We start from the raw sequence: 21,449 nt of genomic DNA, 5'->3' as shown, positions 1-21,449 counted from the left end.
AGATGTGTATAAGAGACAGCCCATGCAGAGGCCAGACGCCTAACACATCATCGATTTTCCAGCGCACCTGGGCCGCAGTAAAGCACCAGACAAACAGCGCTCCGGCGATAACGCCCGTGATCAAGGCCCCTACCGGATGCATCAGGTCCGACCCGGCACAGATCGCCACCAGGCCAGCCAACGGACCGTTGTGCAGAAAGCCGGGGTCGTTACGTCCCACAATCAACGCGGCAACCGTGCCACCGACCATTGCCATCAATGAGTTGACCGCCACCAACCCGCTAACACCTTGCAAGGTCTGGGCACTCATGACGTTAAAGCCGAACCAGCCAACGATCAGGATCCACGAACCCAGCGCCAGGAACGGAATGCTCGAGGGTGGATAGGCAACCAACCGCCCTTCCCGGTATCGTCCATTGCGCGCCCCTAGCAACAACACGGCCGCTAACGCCAGCCAGCCGCCCATGGCATGAACCACGACGGAGCCGGCGAAGTCATGAAAGCTGGCACCAAAACGCTCCAACAACCAGGACTGCAGGCCAAAGTTGCCATTCCAGACGATGCCCTCGAAGAACGGGTAGACAAAGGCGACAATTAATACGGTTGCACACAACTGAGGCGCGAACCGGGCACGCTCGGCAATACCGCCAGAAATAATCGCCGGAATCGCTGCGGCAAAGGTCAGCAGGAAGAAAAATTTCACCAGCTGATACCCATGATTTGCACTGATCACGGACGCGGGTTGTAAAAAGTTTACCCCGTAAGAAATCCAATAGCCTATAAAGAAGTACGCCAGTGTCGATACAGCAAAATCGCTGAGAATCTTCGACAACGCATTGACCTGATTCTTGTGCCGGACCGTGCCGACTTCAAGAAAGGCAAAACCGGCGTGCATGGCCAGCACCATCACCGCACCGGTCAAGATAAACAAGGTATTTGAGCTTTGGACCAAAGAGTCCACAGCGCTTTGTAAATTTTCCATGGAGGGCAGGCCTGCAATTCGTCAAAAAGCACCAAAGCGGGTCAAATGATCCTCGTTGTGCACCGAACTGGCGCCATGCATTGGCAGATAGGCGCAATGCGTGACCCGATTTGGAGCAGCCTACTTTTGAGGAAAAATTGTCGCTTGAGCTTTTTCTCAAGTTTTATGATGTAAGCGTAAGATCTGGGCACATTTGCCATTGTCTTCGCTCTTATTCAGCGCATCGCCCTCCATGGCGCACCATCTGGAAGCAAAACCTGTACCAGCTGATCGATTTAATACGGGTGTGAATTGAAATGAACCTTCCGTAATCCCTTAGACTCGAAATACGATTAAGCCACTAGACGGAGATAACCATGGCTAGCAAAACCGCGCAGAGCGCTCAGGAAATATTAATGGCTGATTTTCAAACTTTGGTCAGCGACACGGAAAAGCTTCTCGCGCACACCGCCACGTTGGCTGGCGATCAGGCCGATGAATTACGGGGGCAGATTAACGACAGCCTGTTAAAGGCAAGGGAAACACTGCGCCTGACAGAAGAGTCCCTGCGCGTACGTGGTAAAGCGGCGGTAACGGCCACCGAAGATTATGTTCAGAGCAATCCATGGCAGTCAGTGGGTATCGCCGCTGGCGTCGGTTTCCTCCTGGGTCTTCTGGCTACAAGGCGCTAACGGCTATGGGCACGAAATCAGGTTCGTCATCGGCGGACCAACACTCGTCACCGCGGCGCTTGGGTGCCGCTTTTCTGGGCCTGCTACACAGTCACGTGGAATTGTTCGGCATCGAACTGCAGGAGCAAAAATCACGCACATTGAGCCTGCTGCTATTCGCCGGGCTGGCGCTGGTTTTTACACTGCTGCTGCTGATCGGGTTATCCGCTTTATTGCTGATCGTCGTATGGGATAGTTATCGCTTGGCCGGCATCATTGGTCTCTGTGTTTTCTATGCCCTGGCTGCGGTGTTCTGCGGTTTGCGTTTGAAAGCGGCGATCTTCGACGAATCGTCACCGTTCAATGCCACGCTCCAAGAGTTGGCCAATGATCGCGAGCGACTGATGCCATGAACCTGCCTGAACTGTCGCACACAGCCTCCCGGCGAGAACTGCGCAAGGCGTTGATTCGCTTGCGCATGGAAATGCATCGCCAGGAGATTCGTCACGAATCGAGTCAACTGCTGGAGCCGATACGCCGCGTACGCAATATGACGCAGGATTGGCAAGGCACGCTGGGCATTAAACACGCGCCTCTGTGGGGCATTGGCATCGTCACCCTGCTGGGCTTCCTCAGTGGAAAAGGAGCCAAAGGTGGCGGCGTCGGTGGTGTTACGCGCCTCGTAAAGCTGGGCGCAAGCCTACTCCCGCTGATAAAGCTCGCGTTACAAGGTTCCCCGCCTAAACGCTGAGTTGCCCCATCTGGCTGCATTCTTGCAAAGCACTCCAGCGCCTGCCACCTCATGGTCCTCCGTGGGGTGACAGGCTCTGCCTGCACGGCAAACAATTCCAAGATCTACTAAGGAGGCTCCGTGATCGACGGGCAACCGCTTGCCTGCTTTCAGCCGTTCATCGACACCGCTACTGGTCGCATTGCCGGCGTTGAAGCCTTAGGTCGCCTACGCCAGAGCGATGGTCGCCTTTTATCCGTTGGCCCCCTGTTTGCTGATCCCAAGATGTCTCCTGCCATCCTGCGCCGTCTAGACCGGGCGATCCGCGACAATGCCTTGAGCCGCCTGCATGAAGTGCCCAACGACTGGTTTCTAAGTCTGAATATTTCCCCACGCTGGATCAATCGCCTGCGACCGGGTCAACCATTGCCCAGCCTCAAGCAGCTGCAGAGCCATGGCGTGGCACCACAGCGCATCGTCTTCGAAATCACTGAGCTGGGCGGCAACAGCCAACGTTTGACCGATGTTGTGGCGCGCTATCGGGAAGCGGGTGCGCGCATTGCTATCGATGACTTTGGGGCCGGCTATTCGCAACTGGACCGGGTACTGGCGCTGCAACCAGACATTTTGAAACTGGACATGCGCTTGTTTCAGGCCGCCGCCCGGGGCGGCCACAGCAGTGATGTGGTCAAGGCACTGGCGCAAATGGCCGAGAAGACCGGCTGCTCGATTATCGCCGAAGGGGTGGAGACCGAAGCCGAACTGCATTTCGCCCTGGAGTGTGGCTCACGCTATGTTCAGGGGTTTTTGTTCGCCAAAGGTGAACTGGAGTTCTTTGCCGGCGATGCTTTCGTTCAGCATTTTGCTCAATTGCGTGACCGCTACGTGCTGCAAAAAGTGGCCGAGCGCGCCCGCCTGATGACCCTGCGCCTACAACTCAGCACGTTAATGAACCTGCTACAGAGTTGGGCCGAAGGGCAAGCCCCCCTGAGCCAGATACCTCAACTGCACGACTATCCGTGGCTATTGCGCATCTATCAATGCGATCGCCATGGCACGCAGCTCACACCGAATTTTGAATGGCGCAATGGAGTCTGGCAGGCTGATACCAGTTATCTGGGCCACAACTGGTCCTGGCGCCCGTACTTCTACCACTTGCTGGCAGAGGGGTGGGGTGAACGGCGCCTGACCCTGTCCAATACTTACCGCGACGTGACCAGTAACCAATATTGCCTGACTGCCGGACAGTTCTTCGAGAACGGCCAGTGCCTGCTGTTGATCGATATCGACGCCGCCGGTTTGTAATCACGGCGTTGCGACCAAGGCCCTTGCAGCCTATCGACTGAACCGGGAAGCTAGACGCAATCAATAGACGGAGTGAACGCCTTGGATTGGCAAACCCTGCTTAACCGCGAACGACTTGGCAAACCCATTTATAGCCCTGAAGAGCTGGGGCGCAGTCCTTTCCACAAAGATCATGACCGCATTATTTTTTCCGGCGCGTTCCGTCGACTGGGCCGCAAGACCCAGGTTCATCCGGTCACAAGCAACGATCACATCCACACTCGCCTGACCCATTCATTGGAAGTCAGCTGCGTTGGCCGCTCGCTCGGTATGCGGGTCGGCGAAATCATTCGCAGCGCCCTGCCTGACTGGTGCGAGCCAAGCGATCTTGGAATGGTCGTCCAATCAGCGTGCCTTGCTCATGACATCGGCAACCCACCATTCGGGCATTCAGGTGAAGATGCGATTCGCCACTGGTTTCTACAGGCCGCCGGACGTGGCTGGCTGGATGCAATGAGCGACGTCGAGCGCAACGACTTTCTCAATTTCGAAGGCAATGCCCAAGGGTTCCGGGTGCTCACGCAGCTTGAATACCACCAGTTTGAAGGCGGTACCCGGCTGACCTATGCAACCCTCGGCACCTACCTGAAATACCCCTGGACCGCGCGCCACGCCGACTCGCTAGGCTACAAGAAACACAAATTCGGCTGCTACCAGAGCGAACTGCCGATCCTTGAACAGATCGCACACAAGCTCGGCTTGCCGCAGCTTGAAGAGCAGCGCTGGGCGCGCCATCCGCTGGTGTACCTGATGGAGGCCGCCGATGACATCTGCTATGCCCTGATCGACCTTGAGGACGGTCTGGAAATGGACCTGCTCGAATACGCCGAGGTGGAATCCCTGCTCTTGGGCCTGGTGGGCGATGACCTCCCGGAAACCTATAGGCAGCTGGGGCCCAACGATTCTCGCCGCCGCAAACTGGCCATTTTGCGGGGGAAGGCCATCGAGCATCTGACCAACGCCGCCGCGCGTGCTTTTGTCGAACAGCAAGATGCGTTGCTGGCTGGTACCCTCAGTGGCGACCTGGTGGAGCACATGCATGGCCCCGCCAAGCGCTGTGTACTCGATGCCAAGGACATGGCTCGCAAGAAAATCTTTCAGGATAAACGCAAGACACTGCACGAGATCGGCGCTTACACCACCCTGGAAGTACTGCTCAATGCGTTCTGCGGTGCGGCACTGGAGCAATTCGGAGGGCGAACCCCTTCGTTCAAGCACCGGCGCATTCTCGACCTGCTCGGCAATAACGCGCCCGATCCCCACTGGCCTCTGCACACCTCGTTCCTGCGCATGATCGATTTCATCGCTGGCATGACCGACAGCTATGCCAGCGAGATGGCCCGAGAAATGACCGGTCTCTCCAGCCCGGTTTAACACCAGCAATCCAATGACCAGATGAGTGAACGCCCGGTCACTCATCTGGCTGCAGATCTGCGGTATGCCCGCCCACGTTGCAATTAAAGAGAGAGCCTACGCTCAGAACAGAAAAGCCCTATCGCTTGAGATACCGGGCTACCGAATAATTCGGCTCTGGTTCTTGGCCATTGCCGGCGAGAACACCTACCCACCTGAGGCCACTTGGCACCTTCGGCTCAAATCCAGGCTGTTCCCTGTCGGGCGCTCTCTTGAGTGAGCGTGAACCTGCCCCGCAGGTTTGATTTGCGCATGTGGCGCCGTCGCTTTTGCCCGGAAGATCCTGATGTCAAAAAATAATCTGCGCATTTTATTGGTGGAAGATCATCCTTTCCAATTGATTGCCACCCAGATACTGCTGAACAATCAAGGCTATTACCGTTTGACCCCGGTGCTGACCGCTGCTGAAGCGCTGGCGGCTATGGAAACAGCAACAGAGCCCTTCGACGTGCTGCTATGCGATCAATGCCTGCCTGATCTCCTGGGCCTTGAGCTGATAGATCTGGCAAGCCAGCGAGGCCTGATTCGCCGGGCGGTCGTGCTTAGTGGCTTGAGCCAAGAGCAATTGGACGCGCTGGAACGCACTGCAGATAGGCGCCAACTGCCGCTCCTGGGATGTTTGAGCAAGCCATTGGATGTCCAGGCCCTGACTGTATTGCTCGCCGCGAACGGCTTTTGCGAAGAAGCTTAAACACCGAATAAACATCCATTTGAAGCCAGCAAAAAAATAAGTTCTACCGTGTAAGCAAACCCTGCATTCACTGTAGGGTAATTCCGAAACGCTATAAACAGCATGTACATTAATAGCAAATTTACACAGTTGAATTATTCATCATTTTAAACGTCATCTGATGATATTTGGATATTTACGTACGCCAATACGTTAATTCCTGTAGGAACTTTCCTATATCCACTTGGTAGCCCTATCGGTTCATGTGCCTGCCTGAACATCTGAGCTAAGGTGCGCGCTTTCTTCACTGCTTGTATGGAATTGAATTATGAACTCGGTTTTTATTGTCGACGACCACCCTGTTATTCGCCTCGCGGTACGCATGCTGTTGGAAAATGAAAATTACGATGTCGTTGGCGAAACGGACAACGGTGTGGATGCCATGCAAATGGTCCGCGAATGCATGCCCGACCTGATCATTCTCGACATCAGCATTCCCAAGCTGGACGGCCTGGAAGTGCTGGCCCGCTTCAACGCGATGAACTTACCGTCCAAAATCCTGGTACTCACTGCACAGACCCCCAATTTATTCGCCATCCGCTGCATGCAATCGGGGGCCGCAGGCTATGTGTGCAAACAAGAAGACCTGAGTGAACTACTAAGTTCGGTGAGGGCCGTATTATCCGGCTACAATTACTTTCCAAGCCAGGCCCTGAATCCTGCTTCTCGCGCAGACGGGCCTCCTTCTGAAATCGAGCTATTCAAGCTGGTCAATGACCGCGAACTGATGGTGCTGCAACTATTCGCTCAAGGCAGAACCAACAAAGAAATTGCCAAAGGCATGTTTCTCAGCAATAAGACTGTCAGCACCTACAAGACTCGGCTCATGCAGAAGCTTAGGGCAAAAACCTTGGTAGAACTTATCGAGATGGCAAAACGCAATGCGCTAGTGTGAGATATCGGATGTCGAAGCGTTTAATGGATTATTTAAGGCTAGGCGCAGGTGTTTGCTTGAGCATTAATGTGCAGGCGGCTGAGCTTGCGTCCCAAAACTACACGTTGCTCAGTCGTTCCAGCCCCAGCCATATGGAGACCCGGCTGGACCGGGCTCAATGGCAGTGGCTGCAGAACAAACGTGAATTGAGGCTGGGCACTTCAGCCCCGGATTACCCGCCTTTTGACATGACCGGCACGGGGCACGATTACGAGGGATTTACCGCCGACTACGCAGGCATTCTTGCTCACGCGCTGGACACTCCGATCAAGGTCCAGCGCTTCGAATCCCGGGACGCGGCCATTCAAGCCCTGACTGAGGGGCAGATCGACCTTCTCGGCAGCGCCAATGGTTTCGAGGCCGAGGGCAAGAACATCACCCTGTCGGTGCCCTATGCCGTGGATCAGCCCGTGCTTGTAACCCGCGTGGGAGAAAACCGTCCACTCACCGAGGGCTTGGCCGGCTTGCGCTTGAGCATGGTTTACCACTATCTGCCGCTGAAGGAGGTCAAAGCGCTCTACCCGAACGCGATCTTGCAGACGTACCCCTCCTTTCAAAGTGCAATAAACGCGGTGGCATTCAACCAGGCAGACGTATTCCTCGGTGATACCATTTCGACCCACTACCTGATCAACAAGCGTTATCTGAGCAACGTGCAGATGGCCAACTTCGGGAAACATGAGGCTGACGGTTTCAGCTTCGCCATGCGCAGCGATGACACCCAACTGCTCGACGTGGTCAATAAGACACTGAAAGCAATCCCGATTGATGAACGGGTCAGCATTTCCAAACGCTGGAGCGCTGGCAGCGACGTGCTGCTCACCGATCAAAAGCTGCAATTGACCCAGCGCGAAGAGCGCTGGATTACCAGGCATCCGGTGGTGCGCGTCGTCATCAACGAGGCGTATGCGCCGTTGACGTTTCTGGACGCTAACGGCAACTTCCGCGGGATTACAGCCGATCTGCTTGAGCTGGTCCGACTGCGCACAGGTCTGAATTTCGAGATCAAACGCGTTCAGGGCATGGCCGAAATGATGAAACAGGTCATTGAGGGACAGGCCGATTTGATTGGCGCAATGATTCCCAGTAACGAGCGAGAAAGCCAACTCAGCTTCAGCCGCCCTTACCTGGACACCTCTTTTGTTCTGGTGACCAGCACAGAACCTTCCAGTCCAGCCCACCTGGATCAGCTTGCGGGCAAGCGCCTGGCCGTTAGCCGTGGCAGTCCGACCATGCCCTACCTTCAGCGCGAGTACCCACACATAAGCCTGGTGGAGACGGACAACCCCTTCCGGGCGCTGGACATGCTGGCCCAGGGACAGGTTCAAAGCGCAATTACCTCCCTACCCAGCGCCAACTATTTCCTGTCCTCGCAGCTGTTCGATGACAAATTACAGATGAGTGACACTGTCGGCGACGATCAGGCGCGTATCTCCATGGCAACCGCTCGCAATGCCACAGAGCTGAGTTCGATCCTCGATAAAGCATTATTGAGCATCGCCCCGGAAGACATGGCCGTAATTAACAATCGTTGGCGAACCTATGCCCCGCCAGGGACGGGTTACTGGCGCAATTACCATCAGCTGATTTATCAGATTGTGTTCGGCACTGGACTGTTGTTGCTAGGCTCGCTGGCCTGGAACGCCTACATGCGCCGCCAGATAAAACAGCGTGAAACGGCAGAACGCGCCTTGAATGACCAGTTCGAGTTCATGCGTGTCCTGCTCAATGGCACGCCTCACCCCATTTATGTTCGCGACCGTAACGGCCTGCTGCAAACCTGCAATGACAGCTACCTGGAGGCCTTCTCGACCCGACGCGAAGACGTCATCGGCAAAAGTGTCATGGACGGCGTATTGAGCAGTACGCTCGAGGCCCAGGAGTATGCCGCCGACTACCAACGGGTAATGGCCGACGGCACACCACTGATTCTTGATCGCGCGCTGCAGATTGGCGATCGCTACCTGACCATTTACCACTGGACCCTGCCCTTCCGGGACTCGCTGGGGGAGGTGCAAGGCATCATTGGTGGCTGGATTGACATCAGCGAGCGACGCCAACTGATCGAAGATCTACATGCCGCCAAGGACCTGGCCGATGATGCCAACCGCGCCAAAAGTACGTTTCTGGCGACCATGAGTCACGAAATCCGTACACCGATGAACGCCGTGATCGGGATGCTCGAACTGGCTCTCAAGCGTGCAGACCAAGGACATCTTGATCGTCCAGCCATTGAGGTCGCTTACAACTCGGCCAGAGACCTGCTGGAGCTGATCGGGGATATTCTCGATATCGCCAGGATAGAATCCGGTCGCCTCAGCCTGAGCCCCGAACGGGCCAATCTGCGGGAGCTAGTGGAGTCGGTGGTGCGCGTTTTCGACGGTCTGGCCCGCCAAAAGAGCCTGACCTTGCTACTGGACTTCGACAGTCGCATCAACGCCGACGTGCTGCTCGACCCGCTGCGCTTCAAACAGATTATTTCCAACCTGATCAGCAATGCGATCAAGTTCACTGAGCAGGGCCAAATCAAGATCAGCCTGCGCATCGATGACACCTCTGACTCGCAACAACTGCATTTGACTATGGGGATCCAGGACAGCGGCATCGGCATCAGCGATGACGATCAGCTGCGGCTGTTCGAGCCTTTTGCCCAAGCCGATAACTCCGGCCAACTGGCACGAAGCGGTGCGGGCCTGGGTCTGGTCATATGCCGCAGTCTGTGTGAAATGATGGGGGGCCGCTTGACCCTGAGCAGCCAGCCAGGGAAAGGCACACACGTCCAGGTTGAGTTGACCCTGACAACGTTGGATCAGACCCAGATCATCGAGCAACCTATTGAACTCCGGCCCAATGTCAGTACCCCATTGAATATCCTGGTGGTCGACGATCACCCCGCCAACCGGCTCTTGCTGTGCCAACAACTCGGGTTTCTGGGTTATCGCTATGAAGCCGCCGAACAAGGCGCTGCTGGCTTGCAAATCTGGTTGGACGGCCATTTCGATCTGATCATTGCCGACTGCAACATGCCCGTCATGAATGGCTATGACTTGACCCGCGCGATCCGCGCCCATGAGCAGGAAAAATCACGCCCTCGCTGCACCATTCTCGGGTTCACGGCCAACGCGCAACCCGAAGAGTTCCTGCGCTGCCGAAATGCCGGGATGGACGCCTGCCTGTTCAAACCCATTAGCCTGACGGCACTCCATGAGGAGCTGGCAAAAATAAATCCCCTGCCCCGGCGTCCGCGACAAAATATTTTTGCAGCCTTCAGTGTCGACGGCTTGGACATGTTGACCGGTGGGCGTCCGGAAATGATTCAACGCTTGCTCGCTCAGTTGCTTCTCAGCAGCCAGGAAGACCGCAAGGAACTCGCGGCGACCATGGCAAGTGGCAATCGGCAGCACCTTAGTGACATGGCCCACAAAATCAAAGGCGCAGCCCGAATCATCCAGGCCAGCGAAGTGATCGAACATTGCGAAGCACTGGAAGATGCCTGTAACGAAGCAACGTCGGCCGAGGTCATCACAGCCCGTCATCAGGCGATCGACGCCGCCATGATCGAGCTTGAACACGCGTTGCGCGCACAACAGGTTGACGGCAAATGAGTCATCAGCAGCCCACTCAATCACGCAGGCTTAAACCAAATGGTGCATTTGATCACAATGAGCGAGGCGCAACTCAAGACCTTCGCTGCTCACTCGATTGCGGGTTATGCACAAGATATTGAGCAGACTTACGGGCTAACGCCCAGCCTCGCGCTGGAGCACGCTACCGAGGGCTTTAACGAGTTGCTTCCAGACGGGCTAAACACCTCCGACCATCACCTGTTCAGCTTAAGAGCCTCATCAGGTGAAGACATTGGTGTGCTTTGGTTCGGAATTGATTCAGCCTACGGGATCAAGAAGCTCTTCATTTATGACCTCGAGATCCACCCTCAAGCACGGCGGTGTGGTCACGGAAAAAAAACACTGGAACAGGTCGAGCGCTGGGCACGCGCCCGTGGGATCAAACGTATCGAGTTGAATGTATTTGCGCACAACAAAGCAGGGCTCGCGCTCTACCGCATGTGCGGACTTGATCCGCACGAAATGACCTTGGGCAAACGTGTGGACTGAACGGCGGGAAAGGTGCCGAATAGCCACTAATCGAGCGAAGTCATCTGATTGCAGAGTCCACTGCCTTCGATATCTTTCCTTTATCACGTCGCAAAGAGAACACCTCCTCACTCAGCAACTCCAGTAAGCCTTGGCTATGCTGGAGTCACAAGCAATGCACCGCACGACTATGGAGAGATTTGCGATGCCCAGTCATCCGTGGCCCAATCAACGCAGCTACCCTCTGCATGTGCATATCAGCGTCATGTTCACCGTATTGCTCCTGCTCACAGGCGTCGTGCTGGGCATTTTCAACTACCTGCAAACGTCACAGATAATCCTGTCGAGCAGTGAGAAGCTTTTCAGCAACATTGCGCAGGATGTGCAAGTCGATTTACAGCGCACCTATCAGCCTATCCACAGCCTGCTCAGCCTGCTGGCGGTCTACGATGCAAATCAGTCCAGCACGCTGGAGCAGCGGCTGCCGCTACTCAAACCGTTTTCTCAATCGTTGCGGGACAACACAAATTTGGCGTCGCTGTATATCGGGTATGCGAACGGCGATTTCTTCATGGTCCGGCCCTTGCGCAGCGACACCCTGAAACGCTATTTCGAAGCGCCTGCCAAGGCGGCTTATCAGGTTTGGAGCATTGAACACGTCAACGACAGCCTGCGCTCTCAATCACTTTTTTTCGACGATTCACTGCACCTGATCAGCCACCGCGACAACCTCAACGAACATTACGATCCGCGTCAACGCGTGTGGTTCAAGAGTGCGCTCAGCGACACCGATCAGATCACCACGGCGCCCTACGTATTTTTCTCCAGTCGCAACGTGGGCACCACACTTGCCCGGCGCAGCAGCGACGGCACAGTGATAGCTGCCGACCTGACACTCGCGTCCCTGTCCTCGACACTGGCCAAGCATCAGGTCACCGCCAGCACCGAAGTTGTGCTCTTCGATGCCAGCGGAAATGCCGTGGCCTATCCCGACAGCTCAAAACTGATAGTAGAAAGCGGCACTGCTCACCTGGCAAAAGCTCGTGACCTGAGCCCGGCCCTCGCTCGCCTGTTCGACAACGGTGTTGACGCCAACAACCACTTGAGCGTGGGAAAGCGCTCCTGGGTCGTGGCCCAAAGCACCCTGCAGGAAGGAGGCCCGCAGGGGCTGAAGTTGGCGCTGTTAGTGCCGGAAGACGAATTGCTGGCCGACGCCCTGCGCCTGCGCTGGGAAGGGGCTCTGGTGACATTGACCACGCTGTTGCTGTGTCTTCCACTGGGCTGGCTGATGTCGCGAATCATGGTCAAACCCTTGCGGGCACTGGTCAGCGAAGCGGATGCGATTCGCAGCTTCGATTTCAAACATCCGACCAGCCACCGATCATGGGTGCTGGAGGTCGATCAACTTTCACTGTCCATGGCCCGTATGAAGGAAACACTGGCCAGCTTTCTCGAGATCACGGCCAGCCTGTCGGCCGAAACCCGCTTCGAGACGCTGCTGGAGCGTGTTCTGTTCGAAACCGTCAATATCAATCAGGCACAGGCCGGGCTGATTTATTTGCTCGACGGTGACAGCGGGTACCTTGAACCCAAGGGCCTGATCGTCAAGGGCGTCAAACACGACCCGCAGCAATACAGCATCGCCACTCACGACCCGCAAGCCAGTGAGACGCCCTTATGGCTGCAAGACCTCGCCATGAAAAAAGACCACTGCGTGGTCGCGCTTGGCTTTGATCAGGCACTCGATTTACAAAGCCTGATGAGCGCGCTGGAGGCGCCGCGGATACACCTGTTGGGCATTCGTTTGAGCAATCAGCGAGGGGAAACCATCGGCGTCCTCACCCTTATACACGCGGACACCGGCGCCGAGACCGATCTTGAAAAGCTCAGCCCTGATCGTATTGCATTTATCCAGGCAGTCTCCGGCGCAGCGGCCCTATGCATCGAAAGCCAGCGCCTGCAAGCCAGACAAAAAATGCTGCTGGACGCTTTCATCCAGATTATCGCGGGTGCCATCGACGCCAAAAGCCCTTACACCGGCGGCCACTGCCAGCGCGTGCCAGTACTTACGTTCATGCTTGCTCGCGCGGCGGCGGCCAGCCAACAACCGGCTTTTCGCAATTACCAGCCGACCGAGGACGAATGGGAGACCTTGCATATTGCTGCCTGGTTACACGACTGCGGCAAGGTCACCACGCCCGAGTATGTCGTGGACAAGGCCACTAAGCTGGAAACCTTGTACGACCGCATCCATGAAGTCCGCACCCGCTTCGAAGTGCTGAAACGCGATGCCTGGGTCGACTACTGGAAAGCCAAGGCGCAGGACGGCGACGAAGTGTCATTGGCCGCTGCCCGCAATGTTCAACTCAACGAACTGGATGCTGACTTCAAGTTTGTCGCCCTCTGCAATCTGGGCAGCGAAGCCATGGCTGATTCAGATTTAGAACATTTGCAAACGATTGCTGCACGGACCTGGATACGTACGCTGGACGACCGGATCGGCGTGTCCTGGGAAGAAAACAAACGTCAGGCTCGAAACCCGGCACCGGACTTGCCTGTCAGCGAATCTCTGCTGGCGGATCGGCCTGAGCATTTGTTCGAGCGGGCGGCAGCCGAAGATATCCCCGCCGACAACTGCTGGGGCTTCAAGCTTGAGGTTCCGCAGTACAAATTCAACCGAGGCGAACTGTACAACTTGAGCATCACCCGGGGCACCTTGACTCGTGAGGAGCGCTACGTCATCAACCATCATATGGTGCAGACCATTCTGATGCTGAGCCGCCTACCCTTCCCCAGCCATCTGCAGGGGGTCGCCGAAATCGCTGGCGGCCATCACGAAAAAATGGACGGCACGGGTTACCCGAAACGATTGAAACGCGACGAAATGAGTCTGGCAGCGCGAATGATGGCCATCGCCGACATTTTCGAAGCCCTGACAGCGGCTGATCGACCGTATAAAAAAGGCAAAAGCCTGAGCGAAGCACTCACGATCATGGCTCAAATGTGTCGCGATGCGCATATCGACCCGGAGCTGTTTCAGTTGTTTGTCCAAACGGATATCTATCAGCACTACGCCTCTGATTTTCTGCAGCCGCAACAAATCGATGCCGTCGACAAAAGCAGTATTTTGGCGAAAGCCGGATTGAGTACACGGGGATAAACAGGACATCAGCCAGAGCGTTGCACTCGGCGAAAAAAGCAGGCTCTGGAGCCTGCTTCTTCTTACACCATCACACTACCGGATTGATCGACTTTTCCGGGTACCACACGTCGATCAAAGGGCTGACGGTCAATTCTGTCAGTTCGCTGCGGCTTTTCAGCCAGGCTTCGACCTTGACACGCTGCTCTTCGTTGACCGAACCACGTTTGCTCAAGCAAACCAGACCGAAGTCATCGCCGCCAACATAGTTCAAGCCGTTGGCTTCCATGGCATCTGTCAGGAAAGCGTCGAGGAAGGCATCAATAGCCTGATCGTCCAGGTCTTGTTTGAAGTCCAGGTTCAGCTCAAAACCCAGCTCCTGGAATTCATCCACGCAGAGTTTTTTGCGCAGACGGCGGGAACGGTTAGTGGCCATGGAACAATCCTCATAAGTAATAACGGGCGGCACTTTACCAGTTTGGGCCATTAAATGCCCGCCTCCGTGCCAATGTTTGCGTGCCGTCGGGGCCGACACAGCAAAATAACCCATCAATGGTAAAAAATAGCCGATTGGACGGCTACGCCACGGCGCAAGTCACCCGCGCTTGGGGCATAATGCCGCTCAATATCGAGCTTTTTAAGTACCGACCATTCATCTGTCGGTGAAACAGGGTATTGAATCGCCGTTTTCATTCCGGTTGACGTTGCGATGATTGAGGGAATCCATCCATGCCCTCCATTTACCCCCTCCTCAGTAGCAGGGTTTTATTTCACATGATCAAATCTTTACGTCACTTATTTTTCGCCGGCCTTTTTTTGCCCTTGGCGATGCCAGTCACTGCGGCCCCCGTCAATACCTCGCTACCGCCCAAGGTTCAACAGGCCCTCAAAGCCGCCAAGCTGCAGAATAATGCCTTGTCCCTGGTGATGCTGCCGCTCAACGGTCCCGGCACCCCGACCGTGTTCAATGCCGATGTCTCAGTCAACCCGGCGTCGACCATGAAGCTCGTCACCACCTATGCGGCGCTGGAAATGCTCGGCCCTACGCATCAATGGAAAACCGAATTTTTCACTGACGGCACCCTGAACAATGGCGTGTTGCGTGGCAACCTCTACCTCAAGGGTGGTGGTGATCCCAAGCTCAACATGGAAAAACTCTGGCTTCTGATGCGTGACTTGCGTGCCAACGGTGTGCAACAGGTGACTGGCGATCTGGTCCTGGATCGCAGCCATTTCATCCAGCCGCAATTGCCGGTGTTCAACGACGACGGCAATGATGAGAACAAGCCGTTTCTGGTCAAGCCCGACTCACTGATGATTAACCTCAAGGCCTTGCGCTTTGTCGCGCGCAACGACTCCGGCAAAGTGCTGGTGTCTGTAGAGCCACCGATTGCCAGCATTCATGTCGACAATCAGGTCAAGGCGCTGGCCTCGAACAAATGCACCGGAGACATGCGCTATAACCCGGTAACCCAGGCTGATGGCAGCATTACCGTCGTGGTCAACGGTCAGTTGGGCGAAGGCTGCAGTTCGCAGACCTATTTGTCGCTACTGGACCATCCGACTTACGCGGCGGGCGCAGTACGCGCAATCTGGCAGGAACTGGGCGGCACCATTCTGGGCAAGGATCGGGTCGATGTCGTGCCCGGCAACGCCAAGCTGCTGGCCAAAGCGTTTTCCCCGGATTTGGCAGAAATCATTCGTGACATCAATAAATTCAGCAACAACACAATGGCTCAGCAATTGTTCCTGAGCCTTGGCGCGAAGTTCCGCAATGAAGCAGACGGCGATGATGCCAAAGCCGCGCAACGCGTGGTTCGTCAATGGCTGGCGAAGAAGGGCATCACTGCGCCGCACCTGGTGATGGAGAATGGCTCGGGGCTGTCGCGCGCCGAGCGGGTCAGTGCGCGTGAAATGGCGACTTTGCTACAGGCTGCCTGGCGCAGCCCCTACGCAGCGGAATTCATGAGTTCTCTGCCGCTGGCGGGCATGGACGGCACCATGCGCAAGCGCCTCAAAACTACGCAGATGAGGGGCGAAGCGCACATCAAGACCGGCACCCTGAATACCGTCCGCGCAATTGCCGGTTTCAGCCGCGACATCAATGGCAATACCTGGGCGGTGGTCGCGATCCTCAATGACTCACGCGTAGGCGGCACATCTTCGGTGCTCGATGAAGTCCTGCTCGATCTGTATCGCCAACCGAAGCTGGTCAACACCGCCATTTCACTGCAACAGTAATCCTGATACCACGTCGCTCGGACGTCCCCCGCACCTTCACGCAGGCTTGCCTGCGTGAAGGTGGCGTATCACACGACAGAACTGTTTTACCTCATGACAACTCTGGCTCGACGCGATCACGCCCAGCCTGTTTGGCGGCATAAACGCCCGAGTCCGCCCGCAGCAATAGCGAATCACCGCCTTCAACAGGACGCCAGCTGGCAACACCGAAACTCGCCGTCACCACGCCCACACCCTCAATGGGTTCCCCCCGCAGTACCTGCCATAACTCGAGTGCGAGCGCATGTGCGTTTTCCCCAGTCGCGTTGGGACACAACACCATGAACTCCTCGCCACCTAGCCGACAGAACACATCATCTTGCCTTAAGCGCTGATTGATCCGCTGACAAAGCCCTTGCAGCACATGGTCGCCCATCGCATGACCGAATTGATCGTTGATGCGCTTGAAGTGATCGATGTCGAGCATGATCACCGACAACTCCCCGCCATGCCGATGAACCCGAGAGAGTTCGGCCTTGAGCCGCTCCTGAAAATAACGACGGTTGTACACGCCCGTCAGCACGTCCGTCACTGATAGCGCGCGCAGTTCATCCTCAACACGCTTCAAGTCAGAAATATCGGAGATAAAGCCATGCCACAGCACCCCGCCGTCGGGTAATCGCTCAGGCATCGCCTCGCCATGCAACCAGCGCTGGCCCTGGCGTGGCAGCTCGACGCGATACTCCTCACGCCACGGCGTCAGGTGCTCGGCGGAATAGCAAATCGACTTCTTGATTCGCTGCAAATCCATGGGATGGATCCGATCGAGTACGGCCTCTACACTTTGCTGCTTTACATCATGAGGCAGTTCGTAGATCCGCCACATACCGCTGTTGGTGTAGGTAAAGAAGGAACTGCCATCGCTGTTCAATTGGTATTGATAAATTCCTCCAGGCACCTGTGCGCTAAGCTTTTCCAGCAATTGATCGCGCGCAGCCAACGCTTGATGGGCGCGTTTGCCTTCAGTGATATCAACGCAGATTGCGAGATAACCCACCCATTGCTGACGCTCATCGCGCACCGCCGTGACCAGCATATTGACCACCAGCGAGCTGCCGTCACGACGCACCAGCGTCCATTCCCGTGCAGGATAGGCACCCTCCTCCATCGCCTCGACTAACATCGCCTCGGCAGTCGGCACCTCGCAACCATAACGCTGGCTCAATGCCTCGCCATGAGCTGAAAGCTCGGTGCCAAGGTGTAAATCCCCCAACGTGAACTGCCCCAGCACTTGATCGCCACTGTAGCCGAGCATCTGCTGTGCACCCACGTTGAAGGTACTGATGACGCCGCGCAGATCAGTCGCAATGATCGCCACCTGAGTCGCAGCGTTTAGCACGCTGCGCAATTCGGCCGTACGCCGCTCAACCAGCAGTAAGGCGCGTTGACGCTGATTGACCAGGCTATACAGCAAAACGCTGAGGATCAGACTCAGCAATCCCCCCAACACAATCACGCTGGTCGACGACGACCGGTTGGCAGCAATAAAAACAGCGGATGGACGAAGTTCCAGCAGATAACGTCGGTCTGCCATGCTCAACAGCGTACTGATGCGCAGATTGCTTTCCACCGCCTGGTTTGCCGACTGATACAGCAGCTCGGGCTGCTCTGGCGAAGAAAGGTCGAACAGCTGCAACGCCAGATTGTCGCGATCCTGGGCGGGCAACCCTTCGGACATCAATATGCGCAGACCGATCACCGCCATCACGTACCCAGACAATGCCTGTTTCTTCGCGCCGCCATCGACTACCGATAACAGCACGGGTGCCACCAGCAATAGACCACTGGTATTCGCGGGCTCAAGCCCCACCAGATCCATTCGTGGCGACACGGCCATGCTGCCTCGTTGCGCGGCACGCTCAAGCGTGGCTCGGCGAATACTTTCAGACATCACATCAAAGCCCAGCGGCAGCGGCTCTGTGCTTCTGGATTGGGTATACAGGACTGGGAAGTACTCAGGGCGATCAACAGCAGGCGTTAGCTGACCGCTCGGGGACAGATCGCGAACGGTGAAATCGGTCAGCCCCTGTGCGCGCGCGTGCGTCTCAAACTGCGAACGTTCTGCGCCAGGGACCCTTGGCGCCCAGGAATACGCCTGCGTAACCACCAGTAAAGGCGCCGCGTAACCATCGAACTCAGCTTGAGTGATCTGGTCGGAGAAAACGAAGAAACGGCGAAGGCCATCCAGGCGCTGGACTTGATCGTCGAAGCGCTCCTGAATACGACTGAAGCGTTCGCTGGCCAACAGATTGAAACGCTGATCAAGTCGGCGTTGGTGCATGTCGGCGCTGGCCGACACGAGCATCGCGGTCAGCACAGCACCTGCCGCAAAAGCCAGGATCGCTGCGGACGGCGCAAGCGCGTCTTCGTGGATCAAGCCGAGAATTCTGGACCGAACGCTGTTTGGCGACATAAGCAGAACTCATACGCCAGCGTTGTGGTGCAACCGTGGCCATGGCTCAGTTATAGCCATTTGCCACCAGTTTGCCTAGCCCCACTTGAGTTCCCCCCCTAACTAATTAAGCCAGGGGGGGGCGTATCGCTGGTTCAGCGGGCTGTAATACGCCATGCACGGTGAATCTTGCTGTTGCGAGCAAAGTCCGGGTCAACGGTTTGCGCCGTAATTTCTTCGACCGCATAGCGCTCGCTAAGATTCTCATCGAGCTGGAACTTGCGGAAATTGTTGGAGAAGTACAACACACCGCCCGGCGCCAGACGCGCCATCGCCAAGTCAAGCAACTGCACCTGATCGCGCTGCACGTCGAAGATCCCTTCCATACGTTTGGAATTGGAGAACGTCGGCGGGTCGATGAAAATCAAGTCGTACTCGTCACGACTTGCTTCCAGCCACGCCATGACGTCGCCCTGCTCCAGACGGTTCTTGTCAGAGAAACCGTTGAGCGACAGATTACGTCGAGCCCAATCCAGGTAGGTCTTGGACAGATCCACACTGGTGGTTGTGCGTGCGCCACCCTTTGCCGCATGCACACTCGCGGTCCCCGTGTAGGCGTACAAGTTCAGGAAGCGCTTGCCCGCGGCCTCACGCTGAATGCGCATGCGCATCGGCCGGTGATCGAGGAAAAGCCCGGTATCCAGGTAGTCGGTCAGGTTCACCAGCAGTTTGACACCGCCTTCGCTCACCTCAAGGAACTGTCCTTGGGCGCTCTGGCGTTCATACTGCTTAGTGCCGCTCTGGCGCTCACGGCGCTTGATCACCACCCGGCTCTTGTCGATATTCAATGCTTGGGGAATCGCTGCCAGCGCATCGAACAGACGGGCCGACGCCTTTTCCGGATCGATAGTCTTGGGCGCGGCGTATTCCTGAACGTGAACCCAATCGTGGTACAAATCGATGGCCAACGCGTACTCGGGCATGTCGGCATCGTAGACCCGATAGCAATCAATGCCTTCACGACGGACCCACTTGCCCAGCAATTTGAGGTTTTTCTGCAAGCGGTTGGCAAACATCTGCCCGCCTTCACTCAACCGCGCCTGTTCAATAACCGGCTCAGGTTTGCGAATGGGGTTGCCGTTCTTGTTGTACTTTTCGTACTTGCCGGGCGCTTCGACTTCAACCGATACATCCGCCTCGATCTGCTCACGCTCAATCTGACGCTGCTCAGGTGTGCGGCGCTCGCCGGTGACGAACTGATCCGGCTGAACCTTGATCAGCAATAATTTGCACGGCAAGGCGCCGTTCCAGAAGGCATATTGCTTGTGGCTGCGAATACCCATGCGCTTGCCCAGATCCGGCGCGCCGGTGAACACCGCCGCTTCCCAGTTCAGGCATGCCTGACGCAGACGTTCGCCGAGGTTCTGGTAGAGATAGAGCAAGCTCGCCTCATCACCCAGACGTTCGCCGTAAGGAGGGTTACAGATGACCAACCCTTTCTGGTTCTGATCGGGACGTGGCTCAAACGTCGCGACTTCGCCCTGATAGACCTTGACCCACTCACTCATGCCTGCGCGTTCAATGTTGTTGCGAGCGGGCTGAATCAGGCGTGGATCGGCTTCATAACCGCGAATCCACAGCGGTGGCTTGGCCAGACCGATATCGGCCCGCGCCTGCGCCTCTTCGTGCAGTTTCTTCCACAAGGCAGGGACGTGCCCGAGCCAGGCCGAAAAACCCCAGCGTTCGCGCTTGAGGTTTGGCGCGATATCCGCAGCCATCATCGCCCCTTCCACCAGGAAGGTGCCGACGCCACACATCGGGTCTGTCAGCGCGCCGCCTTGAGCAGCGATGCGCGGCCAGCCGGCCCGCACCAGAATCGCTGCCGCCAGGTTTTCTTTCAACGGCGCCGCACCCTGCTGCAAGCGGTAACCACGTTGGTGCAAACTGTGTCCAGACAGGTCCAATGACAGAATCGCCTCGCCGCGGTCCAGGCGCAGGTGAACGCGCAAGTCCGGGTTGAGCTTATCGACCGAAGGACGCAGGCCCGACGGGGTACGCAGCTTGTCGACGATCGCATCCTTGACCTTCAGCGCACCAAAGTGGGTGTTGTCGATCCCCGAACCGTTACCGCTGAACTCCACCGCGAGACTGCCTTCAGCGTCCAGGTGATCTTCCCATTCGACATCGAGTACACCGTGATACAGGTCCTCGGCATCTTTCATCGGGAACCGCTTGAGCACCAGCAACACCCGGTTGGCCAGGCGCGACCAGAGGCACAGTCGATAGGCCATCTCCATGTCGCCCATGCCACGAATGGCCGAGGTGTGCTCGCGGGTCTCCTCGAGGCCAAGCCCGGTGGCTTCCTCAGCGAGCAAACCTTCGAGGCCCTTGGGGCAGGTAAGAAAGAGTTCGTAACGGTCCGACATGGGTAATCCAGGGCCTTAAGCGATAAGCGGCGGGGCAACGCATTGCCCGACCAGATTTTAAACAGACGCCTTTCTTGGAGACCGCCTGCGTGGCACACATATTGTGCCGGTCCACCGTCATCGGCGCGTTGCGTCGACGCAGCAGTCAGTCCATCAGCTTGGTGGCCAAAAGACAATTGATCGTTCGATCATCGACCATTTAGGTTGAAGGTCGCTGTAATAAAAAGTCACATCCTGACCCTTCGTCGTTTTACGGCTGAAAGCAATCCGCCATCATTCGCGTTTGAAAAACCGTATCGGCCGTCATTCAAAGCCTCGGCTCAGGGGGCCTGTGG

14 protein-coding genes are annotated in these 21,449 nt (G+C 56.5%); 11 read left to right on the top strand and 3 right to left on the bottom strand.

What is annotated here, in order from left to right:
* Positions 1–1,338: 1,338 nt before the first annotated feature.
* From QN399_RS18015 to QN399_RS17970, 10 genes are all read left to right on the top strand, one after another.
* Positions 1,339–1,653: a YqjD family protein gene (locus QN399_RS18015; protein ID WP_322179453.1), complete on the top strand. Its 315-nt coding sequence runs from the start codon at positions 1,339–1,341 to the stop codon at positions 1,651–1,653.
* A 5-nt stretch (positions 1,654–1,658) separates the two neighbouring features.
* The gene (locus QN399_RS18010; RefSeq protein ID WP_330201340.1) at positions 1,659–2,045 is read left to right on the top strand and encodes a phage holin family protein; all 387 of its coding nucleotides are present in this window, start codon (positions 1,659–1,661) and stop codon (positions 2,043–2,045) included.
* Positions 2,042–2,383 (top strand): hypothetical protein, encoded by a 342-nt coding sequence (locus QN399_RS18005; RefSeq protein ID WP_322215951.1) that lies wholly within the window; start codon positions 2,042–2,044, stop codon positions 2,381–2,383. The genes QN399_RS18010 and QN399_RS18005 overlap by 4 nt, the downstream gene beginning before the upstream one ends.
* Before the next feature lie 120 nt (positions 2,384–2,503).
* Positions 2,504–3,667 carry an EAL domain-containing protein gene (locus QN399_RS18000; protein WP_322215949.1) on the top strand — a complete coding sequence of 388 codons (1,164 nt, stop codon included), beginning with the start codon at positions 2,504–2,506 and terminating at the stop codon, positions 3,665–3,667.
* A gap of 81 nt (positions 3,668–3,748) precedes the next feature.
* A complete protein-coding gene (locus tag QN399_RS17995) occupies positions 3,749–5,080 on the top strand; it encodes a deoxyguanosinetriphosphate triphosphohydrolase (protein WP_322179457.1) in 1,332 nt (443 codons plus the stop codon).
* 325 nt (positions 5,081–5,405) lie between these two features.
* A complete protein-coding gene (locus QN399_RS17990) occupies positions 5,406–5,810 on the top strand; it encodes a response regulator (protein WP_322179458.1) in 405 nt (134 codons plus the stop codon).
* 307 nt (positions 5,811–6,117) lie between these two features.
* On the top strand, positions 6,118–6,744 hold the full coding sequence (locus QN399_RS17985; RefSeq protein ID WP_322179459.1) for a response regulator transcription factor: 627 nt from the start codon (positions 6,118–6,120) through the stop codon (positions 6,742–6,744).
* An 8-nt stretch (positions 6,745–6,752) separates the two neighbouring features.
* Positions 6,753–10,388, top strand: coding sequence for a transporter substrate-binding domain-containing protein (locus QN399_RS17980; protein WP_322215943.1), 3,636 nt, complete (start codon positions 6,753–6,755; stop codon positions 10,386–10,388).
* A gap of 39 nt (positions 10,389–10,427) precedes the next feature.
* Positions 10,428–10,898: a GNAT family N-acetyltransferase gene (locus tag QN399_RS17975; RefSeq protein WP_330201339.1), complete on the top strand. Its 471-nt coding sequence runs from the start codon at positions 10,428–10,430 to the stop codon at positions 10,896–10,898.
* A 184-nt stretch (positions 10,899–11,082) separates the two neighbouring features.
* A complete protein-coding gene (locus QN399_RS17970) occupies positions 11,083–14,037 on the top strand; it encodes an HD domain-containing phosphohydrolase (protein ID WP_330201344.1) in 2,955 nt (984 codons plus the stop codon).
* A gap of 70 nt (positions 14,038–14,107) precedes the next feature.
* Here the strand turns inward: QN399_RS17970 and QN399_RS17965 are convergent, their stop codons facing one another.
* Positions 14,108–14,452, bottom strand: coding sequence for a YggL family protein (locus QN399_RS17965; RefSeq protein WP_219060210.1), 345 nt, complete (start codon positions 14,450–14,452; stop codon positions 14,108–14,110).
* Positions 14,453–14,790: 338 nt separating this feature from the next.
* On the opposite strand from QN399_RS17965, the gene dacB reads away from it, so the two are divergent.
* On the top strand, positions 14,791–16,257 hold the full coding sequence (gene dacB / locus QN399_RS17960) for a D-alanyl-D-alanine carboxypeptidase/D-alanyl-D-alanine-endopeptidase (protein WP_322179462.1): 1,467 nt from the start codon (positions 14,791–14,793) through the stop codon (positions 16,255–16,257).
* A 91-nt stretch (positions 16,258–16,348) separates the two neighbouring features.
* Here the strand turns inward: dacB and QN399_RS17955 are convergent, their stop codons facing one another.
* Both QN399_RS17955 and rlmKL read right to left on the bottom strand, forming a co-directional pair.
* Positions 16,349–18,709, bottom strand: coding sequence for a diguanylate cyclase (locus QN399_RS17955; RefSeq protein WP_322179463.1), 2,361 nt, complete (start codon positions 18,707–18,709; stop codon positions 16,349–16,351).
* A 134-nt stretch (positions 18,710–18,843) separates the two neighbouring features.
* Positions 18,844–21,114 (bottom strand): bifunctional 23S rRNA (guanine(2069)-N(7))-methyltransferase RlmK/23S rRNA (guanine(2445)-N(2))-methyltransferase RlmL, encoded by a 2,271-nt coding sequence (gene rlmKL / locus QN399_RS17950; RefSeq protein WP_330201338.1) that lies wholly within the window; start codon positions 21,112–21,114, stop codon positions 18,844–18,846.
* Positions 21,115–21,449: the final 335 nt, after the last annotated feature.

Origin of the sequence: Pseudomonas sp. 10C3 (assembly GCF_036346185.1) — a bacterium.
Taxonomy (GTDB): Bacteria; Pseudomonadota; Gammaproteobacteria; order Pseudomonadales; family Pseudomonadaceae; genus Aquipseudomonas.
This window is presented reverse-complemented; position numbering and strand designations above follow the sequence as displayed.